Source organism: Massilia sp. FBCC-B171 (assembly GCF_059134155.1).
The window spans coordinates 872,470-886,874 of the sequence record NZ_CP101443.1 but is presented as its reverse complement, the minus strand read 5'-3'; the positions used below and the strand labels follow the sequence as shown (position 1 = coordinate 886,874).

11 protein-coding genes are annotated in these 14,405 nt (G+C 66.6%); 5 read left to right on the top strand and 6 right to left on the bottom strand.

What is annotated here, in order from left to right; translation table 11 throughout:
- The first annotated feature begins 192 nt into the window (after nucleotides 1-192).
- The 3 genes from NMB41_RS04045 to NMB41_RS04035 are packed head-to-tail and all read left to right on the top strand — an operon-like array spanning nucleotide 193 to nucleotide 3,472.
- Entirely contained in the window at nucleotides 193-1,161 is a 969-nt protein-coding gene (locus NMB41_RS04045) for a glycosyltransferase family 2 protein (RefSeq protein ID WP_494381201.1), read from the top strand.
- On the top strand, nucleotides 1,158-2,150 hold the full coding sequence (locus NMB41_RS04040) for a lysylphosphatidylglycerol synthase transmembrane domain-containing protein (RefSeq protein ID WP_494381200.1): 993 nt from the start codon (nucleotides 1,158-1,160) through the stop codon (nucleotides 2,148-2,150). The genes NMB41_RS04045 and NMB41_RS04040 overlap by 4 nt, the downstream gene beginning before the upstream one ends.
- Nucleotides 2,151-2,152: 2 nt before the next feature.
- Nucleotides 2,153-3,472 carry an NAD(P)/FAD-dependent oxidoreductase gene (locus NMB41_RS04035; RefSeq protein ID WP_494381199.1) on the top strand — a complete coding sequence of 440 codons (1,320 nt, stop codon included), beginning with the start codon at nucleotides 2,153-2,155 and terminating at the stop codon, nucleotides 3,470-3,472.
- 39 nt (nucleotides 3,473-3,511) lie between these two features.
- Here NMB41_RS04035 and NMB41_RS04030 read toward each other — a convergent pair whose 3' ends face one another.
- The 5 genes from NMB41_RS04030 to NMB41_RS04010 form a co-directional block, all read right to left on the bottom strand.
- The gene (locus NMB41_RS04030; protein ID WP_494381198.1) at nucleotides 3,512-4,993 is read right to left on the bottom strand and encodes a hypothetical protein; all 1,482 of its coding nucleotides are present in this window, start codon (nucleotides 4,991-4,993) and stop codon (nucleotides 3,512-3,514) included.
- Nucleotides 4,994-5,178: 185 nt separating this feature from the next.
- Nucleotides 5,179-6,675 carry a DEAD/DEAH box helicase gene (locus NMB41_RS04025; RefSeq protein WP_494381197.1) on the bottom strand — a complete coding sequence of 499 codons (1,497 nt, stop codon included), beginning with the start codon at nucleotides 6,673-6,675 and terminating at the stop codon, nucleotides 5,179-5,181.
- Between the two features lie 459 nt (nucleotides 6,676-7,134).
- Nucleotides 7,135-7,884, bottom strand: a complete 750-nt coding sequence (locus NMB41_RS04020; protein WP_494381196.1) for an anti-sigma factor family protein — start codon at nucleotides 7,882-7,884, stop codon at nucleotides 7,135-7,137.
- 8 nt (nucleotides 7,885-7,892) lie between these two features.
- Nucleotides 7,893-8,513, bottom strand: a complete 621-nt coding sequence (locus NMB41_RS04015; RefSeq protein WP_494381195.1) for an LON peptidase substrate-binding domain-containing protein — start codon at nucleotides 8,511-8,513, stop codon at nucleotides 7,893-7,895.
- 125 nt (nucleotides 8,514-8,638) lie between these two features.
- Nucleotides 8,639-9,109 (bottom strand): cupredoxin domain-containing protein, encoded by a 471-nt coding sequence (locus NMB41_RS04010; protein WP_494381194.1) that lies wholly within the window; start codon nucleotides 9,107-9,109, stop codon nucleotides 8,639-8,641.
- Between the two features lie 199 nt (nucleotides 9,110-9,308).
- Between NMB41_RS04010 and NMB41_RS04005 the strand changes: the two genes are divergently transcribed.
- Nucleotides 9,309-11,627: a CHASE domain-containing protein gene (locus NMB41_RS04005; protein WP_494381193.1), complete on the top strand. Its 2,319-nt coding sequence runs from the start codon at nucleotides 9,309-9,311 to the stop codon at nucleotides 11,625-11,627.
- Between the two features lie 247 nt (nucleotides 11,628-11,874).
- Here NMB41_RS04005 and NMB41_RS04000 read toward each other — a convergent pair whose 3' ends face one another.
- Complete coding sequence (locus tag NMB41_RS04000) at nucleotides 11,875-12,837, bottom strand: homocysteine S-methyltransferase family protein (protein WP_494381192.1); 963 nt, start codon at nucleotides 12,835-12,837, stop codon at nucleotides 11,875-11,877.
- Nucleotides 12,838-13,125: 288 nt separating this feature from the next.
- Between NMB41_RS04000 and NMB41_RS03995 the strand changes: the two genes are divergently transcribed.
- A complete protein-coding gene (locus NMB41_RS03995) occupies nucleotides 13,126-14,403 on the top strand; it encodes a cytochrome P450 (RefSeq protein WP_494381191.1) in 1,278 nt (425 codons plus the stop codon).
- Nucleotides 14,404-14,405: the final 2 nt, after the last annotated feature.

Below are 14,405 nucleotides of genomic sequence, written 5' to 3'. Positions count from 1 at the left end.
TCGTGTTTGTCTGCTGGCACCAAACCTGCCGGACGCTGCCTCGCGGCGTCCTTTGCGCGCGCTCGCGCTGTGCCAGGTCCGGTTTGCCGAAGCGGACACTGCTGCCAATCTGTGCGATCAAAGCGCTTATTCAACAATTTCATAAGGTTTCCAATGAGCGTAGTAGCTGAAACACGGGAAGCAACCCAGCTGTTGTCAGTCGTAATCCCCTGCTATAACGAAGAGGAAGTGATCGGCGAGACCATCAAACGTCTCGCCCTGGTCTGCTCGGGATTTCGCGACCTGGCCGTTGAGCTGATTTTTGTCGACGATGGCAGCCGGGACCGTACGCGCGAACTGCTCAAGGACTTTGCGGCCGCCGATCCACGGGTGAAGCTGGTGTGCTTTGCACGCAACTTCGGGCACCAGATTGCCGTCACTGCCGGCATCGATGCGGCGCAGGGCGATGCGGTCATCCTGATCGACGCCGATTTGCAGGACCCACCCGAAGTGATGCACGAGATGGTGGCCAAGTGGCGCGAAGGCTTTGACGTGGTCTACGGCACGCGCACCGAGCGGCCCGGCGAATCGGCGTTCAAGCTCGCCACGGCCCGTGGTTTCTACCGCCTGCTCAACAACTTGTCGGAAGTGCCGATCCCGCTCGACACCGGCGACTTCCGCCTGATGAGCCGCAATGTGGTCGATGCCTTGTGTGCAATGCCCGAGCGCGACCGATTCGTGCGTGGCATGGTGAGCTGGGTCGGCTTCCGCCAAACCGCCCTGCCCTACCGGCGCGCCGAGCGTTTCGCGGGACAGAGCAAGTATCCCCTGCGCAAAATGCTGCGCTTTGCAACGGACGGCATCCTGTCGTTCTCGACCAGGCCGCTGCAGCTGTCGGTTGCGATGGGCATGCTGTGCGGCGCCCTGTCCCTGCTCGGCATCTTCTATGCGATCTATCTGCGCGTGTTCACGAATATCTGGGTCGAAGGCTGGACCGCCCTGATGATCGCGATCCTGTTCCTCGGCGGCGTCCAGCTGATCAGCGTGGGCATCCTGGGCGAATATATCGGCCGCATCTATAACGAGGTCAAGAAGCGTCCCCTGTATGTGGTCGAGGAGTATGCCGGTTTCGAGCAGGGCCCGGCCCTGTCGCGCAGTCCGGTGGTGGTCAACAACCAATGACGGGCAAGAGCATCCTGCGCCTGGCCGTTGGTGCGGCGCTGGCGGCGTTTTTTGCATGGCTGGTTTTGCGCCAGATCGATACCGGGCAGATCAGCGCGGCCTTCGACGGCACCAACCGCACATGGATCGCCGCTGCGCTCGTTGCGTTTTGCGCCGGCTATGCGGCGCGTATCCAGCGCTGGCGTGTGATGCTGCAGGTCGACAATCCAGGCCTGCAATGGCGCCAGTGCGCCGGCCCCTTGCTGGGCAGCTTTGCCGCCAATAACGTGCTGCCGTTTCGTGCCGGAGACGTCCTGCGCGCCTTTGCCTTCAGCAAGCGCCTTGGCACGAACGCGGGCACCGTTGTCGCCACCCTCTTCGTCGAGCGCCTGCTCGACCTGCTGATGGTGCTTGCCTTGCTCGGTACGACGCTGGCCCTGTTCGGCATGGACAGCAGCCGCTTTGCCGGCGTCGGCAGCCTGGTGCTGGTGGCCGGCGCCGCTGCCATCCTGCTGGTCCTGCTGCTGCCGCGCAGCGTGGCGCCGCTCCTGCTGGGCGCAGGACGGGCCCTCGCCCGTCTGGCGCCGGGTCCGGGCAGCAAGCTGCTGGCAGGTATCGAAACAAGCCTGCAGACGCTGCAACACCTGTCGCGCGGCACGACCATGCTGCAACTGGCCGCCTGGTCGGTCGTCGCCTGGAGTGCCGAAGGCTGCGTGTTCTGGTGCGCCGCCCTGGCACTGCCTTCGCTGACGGCGCCGCTGGCCGGCTGGCTGGCGCTGCCGGTCGGCACGCTGGCGACCCTGATTCCAAGCACACCGGGCTACGTGGGCACCTTCGATTTCTTCACGGTGAAGGCCATGATGGAACTGGGCAATACGACGGCTGCATCGACCGCCTACGCCTTGCTCGTGCATGTGCTGTTGTGGCTGCCACCGACACTGGTCGGCGGACTCTACCTGCTGTTGCATCCTGTAAGTCAACAAAGAAAACCAAAGGCAATTCAAGAATGAGCATGTCCGCCACTACCACGGTGACGATCGTCGGCGCCGGCTTCACTGGCCTGACGGTCGCCTACGAACTGGCAAAACAAGGCATCGCGGTGACGGTGCTGGAAGCCGAATCCGAACTCGGTGGCCTGGCCGCGGCATTCGACGTCGGCGGCGAAAAACTCGACCGTTTCTACCATCACTGGTTCACGAACGACCTCGAGGTCATGGGACTGATCGATGAGCTGGGACTGAACGAACGCGTCGAGATCAGCCCCACCAACACCGGCGTCTACTACGCGAACAACTTCTTCAAGCTGTCGACCCCGTGGGATTTACTGAATTTCACGCCGCTCGGTTTCGCCGACCGTATCCGCCTCGGGCTGCTGGCCTTGCGCGCGCGCCGGGTCAAGGACTGGCGCCTTCTCGAAGACAAGACCGCCCACGAATGGCTGATGGAACTCGGCGGCGCGAACGTGTACCGGATCGTCTGGGAGCCCCTGCTGAAAGGCAAGTTCGGCCCCTACGCGGAGCAGGTGTCCGCCGTCTGGTTCTGGAACAAACTCAAGCTGCGCGGCGGCAGCCGCGGTAAAGGCGGCGAGGAAAGACTGGCCTATTTCAAGGGGGGCTTCGTTGCCCTGGCCGAGGCCCTTGCCGAACGCATTACCGCGCTCGGCGGCACGATTGCGCTCAACACCCGCGTCCTGGCCATCGAACCTGTCGACGGGCGCTGGCATACGAGGACCGACCAGGGCACGCTCGTCTCCGAGCGGGTGGTCGCGACGACGGCACTGCCGCTGGTGGCCGACATGGTGCGCGGCTGGGCCACGCCGGACTACCTGGCCAGCCTCGAACGCATTGCCTACATCGGCAATGTCTGCCTCGTGCTGGAACTGGACCGCCCCCTGTCGAAGACCTACTGGCTCAACGTCAACGAGCCCAGCTTCCCCTTCGTCGGCGTCATCGAGCACACCAATTTCGAGCGTCCGGAAACCTACGGCGGCCGCCACATCGTCTATCTGTCGAAATACCTGCCCCACACCGACAGCCTGTACGCGATGGATGCGGACCAGTTCCTAGATTTTGCCCTGCCGTACATGAAAACTATGTTCCCGGCCCTGCAGCGCGACTGGATCCAGGCCCATCACTTATGGCGTGCCCGGTGGTCGCAGCCGGTTGTCGGAAAACACTACAGCCAGATGATTCCGGCGCAAGACGCTCCCGCGCCGGGACTGCATCTTTGCTCGATGGCCCAGATTTACCCGGAAGACCGCGGTACCAACTACGCGATCCGCGAAGGCCGCAAGCTCGGCGCACGCCTGGCTGCCGAGCTTGGTAAAGCCTGAGGCTGGTTTGATGACCGGGCCATGTGATGGCCCGGTCGCTTAGCGTGCGGCCGCGGTCGCCGGTCCTGCGGTGAGCGCCACTTTGTCGACGCATGCACCGTCGAGCACCAGGATCGGGCCGGAAGGCAGCCTGGAGCAGTGATCGGCCCCAGCGAAACGCGAATGCCCGCGCGACGACAGGATGTAGCCGTACTGCGAGAGCTGCTTCAGCGGCTGGAGCCGTTCGCCGCCCTCGAATATCTTCTCAGCATCGGGACGCTGCATGCGCGTGACGGCGATCGTGAACATGTAGTTGATGACGTCGGGCATGCCTTCGGTGTCGACCACCAGGTTGGGCTTGCCGGCGACCGGCGCCGGCATGGAGGTGGCGTGCAAGGCGATCAACTGGCGCTCGATGTTGGCCACGGCCATGGTATCGGGCCCGCGGCGCGAGTGGGCAATACCGGAAAGGGTCGCGGCGAACGCGACGCCGAACACAGCCAGCCGGCCGGCATTGCTGTTGAACCAGAGCGCGCGCTGCGGCTTGCGTTCGAGGCGAACCCGGAGCTTGGGGCCGAGCCAGAGCGCCAGGCGCAGGAACAGGAAGGTGACCAGTCCGAATCCGTATTTCTTGGCCGCGTAGTCGGAACCCATGTTGAAGTGGCGCAGGACGACTTGCAGCAGGAACAGCGCGGCAACGGCCGCGCCGTACACCGCCAGATACTTGTAAGCCACACTGCCCGCGCGGTCGCGGTACCAGGCCCGGAGCAGCGACACGGACGAGGCCAGCACGATCAGGCTGACGATGACGACCGCCCACATCGCCCGCAGCGGCCCCAGCCAGATGCCGCCGTTGTGCAGGGCAATGGTACGCATCGCGGCAAAGCTCGGGTGCAGCAGGACGATCGCGATGCCGGACGCCACGACCGCGCCGGACAGGAGTGCCGCGCCAATGCGTGCGCGCGCCCCTCCTTGTGCGAACACTGCGTCGAGCAGTGCGACGCCGGCCAGCAGGCCCAGCAATTCGAGTGCCGGCAGCAAGTGGATGCCGGCCACGACATGGATCACGCCGAGCATCAACGCGTAGATCCAGGCGCGGTGCAGCCTGCCGTCGAGCCAGATGGCCGCGGCCATCGCCGCGAATATCAAAGACTGCCCCATCAGCTGCGCATAATAATAGGCACGCACGATTTCCGAACCATGGAGGCGGAAGGCGCCGAAGTTCAGGATGACCACTGCGGCCAGCACCATTGCATTGAAGGGTCCGCTACGATTCGGCGCTGCGTACAGGATCGCCATGCACGACGCCCAGAGCAGCACCACCGACACCAGCGAGGACAGGTGCAAGCCGAGGAAAGACGAGTCGACCAGCTTTCCGACAAACGCGGCGATGGCGTGACTGCCGCTCGGGTAGATATTCATCTCGCCCAAGGTCGGATCGTTGGGGAGCAGTTGCGAGTTTTCGGCGATGCGAAACACCAGGGCATAGGTATGGGCCAGGTCGACCGAGGTGCTGCGGACCACCTCCGCCTTGATTGCCACAAACAAGGTCCCGATCACAAGCGTGACCAGGACGTACCATACGATGGATAGCTTTTTTGTCATTTTTTTAGGGCACGAGGTGCAGGAGGACGCTGCCCGGGCCAGGGTGGCCGTCAGGCCTGCGTGGGTACGAAAACAATCGCGCTCGAACGTAGCGCAGCCCGGCGTGATGCCGGGCGATCCGCTTACTGCGGCTGCGGCTTCGGCAAGCCACCGAGCAAGGCGGCAATCTTCTGCTTGGGCTTGGCTGGCGCACCGGTCAGGTTCTGGTTGACGTCCGGGCGCGGCGCGCTGGCCGGCTCGTAGGGCTTCAGGAACCAGGGGTCGACCTTCTCGCGGCGCGGCAGCGGGCCGGCGCCGTAGCTGCGCGAAGGACGCTCGGTGCGCACCTCGGACTCGCTGCGGCGCGGGCCGCGCTCGCTGCGATCGGCGCCACGCTCGGGACGCTCGCCGCGCTGGGGACGCTCGCTGCGTTCAGGGCGTTCGCTGCGCTGGCGCACCACGAAACCGGCCAGCTCGCCGCGCGTGATGTTCTGCTTGATCAGCTTTTCGATGTCGACCAGCAGGCGCTCGTCCTTCTCCGTGTACACCGACAGCGCGTCGCCCGAGGCGCCGGCGCGGCCGGTACGGCCGATGCGGTGCACGTAATCCTCGGCGTTGTACGGCAGGTCGTAGTTGATTACGCACGGCAGGTCGGAAATATCGAGGCCGCGGGCGGCGACGTCGGTCGCCACCAGTACTTCGATCTCGCCCTGCTTGAAGGCCTCGAGTGCGGCCATGCGTTCCTGCTGGGTTTTATCGCCGTGGATGGCGGAGGCCTTGATGCCGGTCTGCTCGAGGTGGCGCGACAGGCGCGAGGCGCCGATCTTCGTGTTCGAGAAGATAATCACCTGCTTGAGCTGGCGCTCGCGGATCAGGAATTCGACGACGTCGCGCTTCTGCTCTTCCTCGACCTTGTAGACGATCTGCGTGACCTTTTCGGCGGTGGCATTGCTGCGCGCCGTTTCGATCAGCACCGGCTGGTCGAGGAAGCTGTTGGCCAGCTTCTTTATTTCTGGCGAGAAGGTGGCCGAGAACATCAGGTTCTGGCGCTTCTTCGGCAGCAGGTTGATGATGCGCTGCAGGTCGGGCAGGAAGCCCATGTCGAGCATGCGGTCGGCTTCGTCCATGACCAGCATCTGCACCTGGCTCAGGCTGACGTTCTTCTGCTCGATGTGGTCGAGCAGGCGCCCTGGCGTGGCGATGACGATTTCGACGCCGCTTTTCAGGATGGCGGTCTGGCCCTTCATGTCCATGCCGCCGAAGACGACGGTCGAACGCAGCGGCGTGTGGCGCGAATAGGCTTTCACGTTGTCGGCCACCTGCACGGCCAGTTCGCGCGTCGGCGTCAGGATCAGGGCGCGCACCGGGTGGCGCGCCGGCGACATGCTGCTGCTCGCGTGGGCCAGCAGCAGCTGGATGATCGGCAGCGAGAAGCCGGCGGTTTTACCCGTACCGGTCTGGGCGGCGCCCATGACGTCGCGGCCCTGCAGCACGATCGGGATGGCCTGGGCCTGGATCGGGGTCGGATGGACGTAGCCCTGGTCGGTCAGCGCGCGCAGGATTTCCGGCGACAGGCCGAAATCCGCAAAGGTCACGCTTGGCTCGACAGCGGCGACTTCGTTGTTCATCGTTTCAGACATTATTCTTTCCGCATTAAGGAGCCCGATCAGACTGCTGCACAGGGGTGCGGCAGCGAGTGCAAGGCTTCTTCAATTCAATTTGCTCTACGGGCGACCGCGCGGACCCAGCAGGCGTGGCCGGCAGTGACAACTCCTGGAGGGGCGGGTGGGCCGCCGGCTGGGGCACGGCCAGTGGCCGGCTCGGTAGGCACGTTGCGCAGGCAAAACCGGCAGCGCAGACGTAGAGACACAATATATCGCCCTCAAGGTTACCTCAAAACCACGGCAGTGTATATGGATTCGTGTGCGAAGCGGGGGCCTGGCCTGTGCTTTTGCCGCACCAGTACGTCGTTATCTTGCGCACCATGCACTCCGAAAATGGAGATATTTTTGTGCGGGATCGGAATAATGCAGACACTGAGCGGAGGTTACGCGTGGGCACAGGTGCCCACCCTACGTATAGAAAACGCATGCGAAGCGCTAGCCTTCCCGCTTCCACCCGCGTGCCTGGGCGGCACGTTCGGCGTTGGGGCCGAGCGGGGTGCCGGCGATGCGGCCGTCGATCGCGTCGAGCACGGCCGGCGGCAGGCCGGTGCCGTCCATCCAGGCCGCGCCCGCCGCGCCCTGGGCCAGCACGGGAATCTTCCAGGCGCCGCCGTCGCGGCAGGCCAGGCCGGCCGTTGTGTCGACCACAAAGCTGCGGCAATACTTGCCATCCTTGGCCAGGAAACTGATGCCGATGCGCACCCGCCCCGACGGCCCGGGACTGGCCAGTTGCGCGCTCAGGGCCGAGGCGAGATGGCCTTGCGCGACCAGGGCGCCCTCGGCGCCGCTGAGGGAAGCCAGTTCGGCGCCGCCCTGCCAGGCGCGCCAGCCGAAGGCGCCGGCCAGCGCACCGGTCACCAGCGCCGCGGCCAGCGCGCTCCAGTGGCGCAGCGTCCAGGTGGGTGGTGGCGGCGGTGGGGTTGGCAGCGGGCCATTGCGCGCCGCGCGCACCATGTCGAGCTGCACCACCTTGGCGCCGCCCGGCGCGCCATGCGCATGCGCGTGCGCGCCGCCTTCGCGCCCGCCCGCCACCACGCCGTAGACGCGCGAGCGCCGCGCCCGCAGCTGCGACACGCGCGCGGCGATGGCCGGATCGGCGCGCAGCGCGCGTTCGACTGCCGCGCGCGCCGGCTCGGCCAGCTCGCCGTTGACGAATGCAATCAAGAGTTCGTCCGAAAATTTCATGGCGGCGCTTAAGAGGTAATCAAGCCATGTTCATCGAGCACATCGTGCAAGAGCTCGAGGCGGATGACCGGGTTGTCGAGCATGAGCATATTGTGCTTCTGGTTGTTCGGCAACGGCAGCAATTCGCACCAGCGGTTGGCGACCCAGCCGCAATCCTCGAGCCTGAACGGCGGCTGTACCGGCCAGCGTTCCTGCGGCACATCGTGCAGCGAGGTGAGCACCCGGTCGAGCGCGTCGGAAGCGCCCTGCAGCTCGGCGGGAATGCGCACGGCGTGGTCGTCTTCCACCAGTTCGACCTCGGCAACCCACAAACCGTTCAGTCGTTGTTGCGACGATTTGACTTCGAAGCGTGTGCCGCCGCGGCACACGACCTGCAACAGGCCCGGCGAGGTGGCGGTGGTATCGCATACCGTGGCCAGGGTGCCGCTCTCGGCGAAGCGCTCGGGCTGGCCGCCGCGCGCGCGCACTTCATGGCCTTGCGTCAGCAGGACAACACCAAAAGGCGTGTCCTCGGTCAGGCAACGGCTGACCATATCGAGATAGCGCGCCTCGAACACCTGCAGCGGCAAGACCCCATCCGGGAACAGCACCGTGCTCAATGGGAACAATGGAAGGGAAATCGTGGCCATGCCCCATCATGACAGAATCGCCGCGCGGACCGCAGCACGATTGCCAGCAGTCTACCCAGCCATTCCGGCGCCCAGGCGGCCTGTATGCAGGGCAATAATCCCGGGGGAATCAGCTGCGGGTAGGACTAGGCGTTCGGCGCCACCAGCGGCAGGGTGCGCAAGGCCTGGGTCAGCGCCTCCAGGCGCCAGCGCAGGCGGTCCCAGCCGGGATCGGGCAGGCGCACGACACGCACCGTCAGGGTGCCGCCCGCCACGTCCGGGCAGGCATAGGCATAGACGCCCACTTCCTCGAAGGGCAGGCGGAACTCCTGGCCCGGCAGCAATTGCAGAGGACCGAACACGTGGGGCTGGCGATCGAGGTTGCGTAGCAGCAGCACATCCTGCACGCCAAGCGTCAGGCGGACCTCGCGCGGCACCACGGCGGCGCGTGCCGGCGCCGCGCCCTGGCTGCGGGCCGGCGCCGGAAACGCGAAGCTGCGTTCCTGGCTGGGCGTGCGCAGCGGCGCCAGCGCACCCCACAGCAGCGCCAGCAGGAGCACGCCGATGATGGAACACGGCAGCCAGTGGCGGCGCAGGATCGGATGGAAGACAAGCATGGGCGACTCGGACGAATGCGGCGGCCGATTGTAGCACTGTGAATATTGTCTTCTGCAAACGAATCCGGCGGCCAGCCGGGCGTATGCGCCCCATCCGTGCGCCCGCGGACAAGTTTGCCGCGTATTCTAGATTCCCTGGCGCCGCATGCGCGTCCCCCAAACGAATCCTGCCGCTCCGGCCGCATACCGACCCGACTACATGCCACGTCCCGACCCCGAGGAGACCATCCCCACCTCCGGCGCACCCTCGCGCCGGGGGTGGGGACCCCTGATCCTCGCGGGTGTGGTGTTTCTGGTGTCGCTGCTGCTGACCTGGGGCGCGTGGAGCAGCGCGCGCCTTGATGCCGCCGCCGACCTTGCCACCCAGTTCGACTACCGCGCACGCGACCTGGTTAACACGACGCTGCGCCGGATGGCCATCTACGAGCAGGTGCTGCGCGGCACGCGCGGCTTCATGCGCGGCAGCGTCGACATCGACCGCGCCGAGTTCGCCGAATATTTCCAGAGCCAAAATTTGCAGGAACATTTTCCCGGCATTCAGGCGCTCGGCATCGCCCGCATCGTCCCGCGCCGCCAGGTGGCGGCGCACGAGGCCGCCCTGCGGGCCCAGGGGTTCGGCAGCTACACAATCCACCCGCAAACGGGCGGCAGCTTCGCCACCACGATCACCCATATCGAGCCCTTCACCGGGAGCAACCTGCGCGCCTTCGGCTTCGACATGTACAGCGAACCGGTGCGCCGCCTTGCGATGGAAGCGGCGCGCGACAACGGCGCGGCTGCCCTGTCGGGCAAGGTGGTGCTGGTGCAGGAGGGCAGCGACGCCCAGCCCGGCGTGCTGATGTATGTGCCGGTGTACCGCAAGGGCGCGCCGGTCGCGAGCATCGACGAGCGCCGCGCGGCGCTGGCCGGCTGGGTGTATGCGCCCTTCCGGATGGCCGACCTGATGCGCGGCCTGGGTGGCGCGCATGCGGATGACTTGCAGGTGGCCATCTTCGACGGCGCGCGCGCCGATCCGCACGCCCAGCTGTTTCGCTCGCAGGACGCGGTCGCCTGGCGAGCGCCGCTGTACCGACTCACCCTGCCGGCCACCATTTCCGGGCGTGCCTGGCTGATCGACATCGCCTCCTCGCCCGCCTTCGAAGCGCGCCTCGACACGCGCCGCCCGCAAGTGATCGCCGTCACCGGCATCGGCATGGGCTTCCTGCTGAGCGTGGTGGTCTGGCTGCTGGCCACCGAGCGGCGCCGCGCCATGCAGCTGGCGCGCGCCATGACGCTGGAGCTGCGCCAGTCCTGGGAGCGCAACGAAGCCGAGCGCGTGCGCATGGACCTGATCCTGCAAAACACCTACGACGCTTTTATCGCCATCGACGCCGCAGGGCGCGTCACCGACTGGAACCCGCGCGCGGTGCAGCAGTTCGGCTGGACGCGCGACGAGGCGCTGGGCCGCGACGTCGGCGAACTGCTGGTGCCGCCGCAGCAGCGCGTGGCGGGCGAACACGGGTTCGCGCAGTTCGCCGCGCTCGACGGCGCGGGCCGCCTGGCCGGCGATGGCGCCGCGCAGGCCCGGCCGCTCGTGACTGGCGAGCCGGCCGAAGTCATGGCGCAACACCGCGACGGGCGTCTGGTGCCGGTCGAGATCGTCGTTGCCGCCCTGCCCGCCGAAGTAGGCCATGGCGCCAGCGCCTTCCTGCGCGACATCACGCCGCGGCGCGACGCCGAAGCGCGCGAACGGCTGCGCCAGCAAGGCCTCGACGAAGCGCGCACGGCGCTGGCGCGCTCGCAGAAACTCGAAGCGGTCGGCAAGCTCACCGGCGGGGTGTCGCACGACTTCAATAACATCCTGCACATCATCAGCGCCAACGTGCAGCTCTTGATGAAATCGCCGAACAACAGCGAAAAGCGCCTGCGCAGCATCCTCGACGCGGTCGAGCGCGGCACGAAACTGTCGTCCCAACTGCTGGCCTTTGCCCGGCGCCAGCCGCTGCACCCGAGCCGGGTCGACATCCGCCAACTGCTCGAACGCATGGACAGCCTGCTGCAGCGCGCCGCCGGCGAAGCGGTGGCCATCGGCCTGGCGGGCACGGACGACCTGTGGCCCACCCTGGTCGACCCGAACCAGCTGGAAAACGTCTTGCTCAACCTGGTCATCAATGCGCGCGACGCCATGGGCGGCAAGGGCAAGGTGACGATCACGCTCGACAACTGCACGGTCGAGCGCGCCCCTGCCACCGCCGACCCGGAGCTGACTCCCGGCGAATACGTACTGATCGCGGTGACCGACAGCGGCGAAGGCATGCCGCCGGAAGTCATCGAGCGCGCCTTCGAACCCTTCTTCACGACCAAGCCCGAAGGCAAGGGAACAGGCCTGGGCCTGGCGATGGCGCACGGTTTTGTGCGCCAGAGCGGCGGCCATATCCGGATCGACAGCGTGATGGGGCAAGGGACGACCGTCAGCATCTATTTGCCGCGCGCGGGCGCGCCAAGTGAAGCCGCGACGCAGCAGGAACCTGTCGGCTAGAGGTAGGGTGGGCACTCCGTGCCCACGCGGTACGTGCGCATGCTTTTACCTGCGTCCATGACGGGCCGCTCGTATTGTGTATGAGGGCCATTAGCGGATGTACCGAGCCGCCGGATACTGCGCGAGCGAATAGTCAGCGTTATGTATGCCAGACACGCGCGTAGCGCGTGGGCACGGAGTGCCCACCCTACGGAAAGCAGCCGCCAACAACTTAGTTGATTGACGTAGGTTGATTGGCCTTAATACCCTATGGGCTGGCGCGGGCCGGCCGGCCAGTCAGATGCCTCGCAATCGACGCCACGTGCCGCTCGTCGGTTCCGCAGCATCCACCCACGACATTCATGTGCGGCAAGAGTTTTTGCAGCGCCAGGTAGTCTTCGCCCAGCGCTTCCGGGTCGCCGTCGTCGAGTTCGGTTGCTTCGTCGAGTTCGGCATGGCTGCGGCGCGAGGCATTCGCGCGCAGGCCGTGCAGGCGCTCGCGCCAGGCGCCGGTGCCGGCCAGCGCAGGCGCGAGATGGCTCGGGTGCACGCAATTGACCATGTAATAGGCGGCATAGCTGCCGGTCTCGGCATCGGTGCGCAGGATCGCTTCGGACAGCGCGTCGCCGGACGGCAATCTGCCGTCGGTCTCCAGCGTAAACGAGATGACGACCGGCATCTCGCAGGCTGCGGCGGCGTCGACGATGCCGATCGCCTCCTCCGGATAGGTGAGCGTGAAGGCGGCCACCATGTCGGCCTCGGTGCCGGAAAAGGTAGCGATTTGCGCCATGTGGTAGTCGTGCGCGGCGGCGGCGCTCATGCGACTGCCGGCGCGGTAGCCGTCGCCGCGCGGACCGATATTGCCGCTGACGACGACCGGCGTTGCCGGGCTGTCGTAGGCGGCGCGCACCTCGGCCAGCAGGGCCACCGCGTCGCGGTTGACGTCGGCCAGCGCGAGGGCGTGATAGCCCAGCGGCTCTCCCCAGTCCGGGTTGGCGCGCCAGGTGGGCGTTTCCAGCACCAGCCCGGCGCGCTGCGCCTGGGCCAGGCGGGCAAATCCTTCGAAATAGCTGCGCAGGGCCTCGCGCCCGCGAGCGTCCTGCAGCAGCACGAAGGAGGCGAACGAGGGCAAGCTGAAACCCTGCTGGAACGAGAGCATCGTTTCCAGCCCGGCGTCGGCCAGGAACAGCCGGCCATCCTGCTGGGGCAAGCGCTTGCGGTAAGGACTCATGACCCCTCCTGGCAAGGCGGCGGCCACCCGGGCTGGGCAAGCCGGCGCACCTGCGCGATACATGGTTGGAACGCAGCGGCGGTGCGCCGGTTCCCGCGTGACCGCCCCGCGCGCCTGATGCGCCACAAGACGCCGGGCGGCGGGTATGCCGTCAATTCCACGTCGCCGAAGCCAGAATAATCACTCGGGGAGTGTTGTGTAAAACGCGACAAGCCTGGCGTGCGCGCGCCAACGCACATTCGGAACAGACTTGCTCGGGCACACTCGGTTAAAACAGGAGACTGCCCAATGAACGCGCCCCATTCCACCGCCCTGTCCGTGCACCGCGCCATTCCCGAGGCAGGCGGCTTCGACAACACCACCGCCCTGCTCGCCGAAGGCTACCGCTTCATCGGCAACCGCTGCGACGAACTCGGCTCGGACATCTTCGGCACCCGCCTGATGCTGCACCGCGTGGTCTGCGTGCGTGGCGAAGCAGCCGCGCGCATGTTCTACCAGCCGGGGCGCTTTACCCGCAAAGGCGCGGTCCCGCCCAGTGCGCTGGCCCTGCTGCAAGGCCATGGCGGCACCCAAGTGCAGGAGGGGCAAATGCACCGGGTGCGCAAGGCGATGATGATGTCGCTGCAGTCGCCCGCATCGCGCACGCGCCTGGTCGACCTGGCCGAACGCGAGTGGCGCCTGCGCATGGAAGGCTGGCCGCGCCTGCGCCGGGTGGTCCTGATCCAGGAAGCGCAGGCGGTCCTCTGCCGCGCCGCCTGCGCCTGGGCCGGCGTGCCCTTGAGCATCGAGGAAGAAGTGCTGCGCACGGCCGAGTTCTCGGCCATGATCGACGGCGCCGGCACGGTCGGCCCGCGCAACTGGCTGGGGCTGGCGCTGCGCCGCCATACCGAACAATGGGCGCGCGAACACATCCTGGCGGTACGCGCCGGCCGCCCGACCGACCCGGCCAGTCCGCTGGCCATCATCGCCTTCCACCGCGACGCCGACGGCGAAGTGCTCTCGAATGCGGACGCGGCAGTCGAACTGATGAACGTGCTGCGCCCGGTGGTGGCGGTGGCGCGCTACATCGTCTTCGGCGCGCTGGCCATGCACCAGCACCCGGAATGGAGCGCGCGCCTGGCGAGCGGCGACGATGCCGATCTCACCATGTTCGTGGAAGAGGTGCGGCGCTACTACCCCTTCATTCCGGCCATCGGCGGGATCGCGAATTGCTCGTTCGAATGGAACGGGCTGGTGTTCGACAAGGGCGACTGGGTCGTGCTGGACATTTTCGGCACGAACCGCCACCGCGACACCTGGCCGGACGGCGAATTCTTCCGTCCCGAGCGTTTCGAGAACCGGCAAGGCAGCGGCTTCGATGCCATCGCGCAAGGCGGCGGCGATGCGGCCCAGGGGCACCGCTGTCCCGGCGAAGCGCTCACCCTCGAGCTGACCAGGTCGGCGCTGCGCCTGCTGGCACGCACGATCAACTATGCGGTGCCGCCCCAGGATCTGGAAGTAAACCTGGCGCACATGCCGGCCATGCCGGCCAGCGGCTTCGTGATCGAAGGGGTGCGGCCGGCGTGATG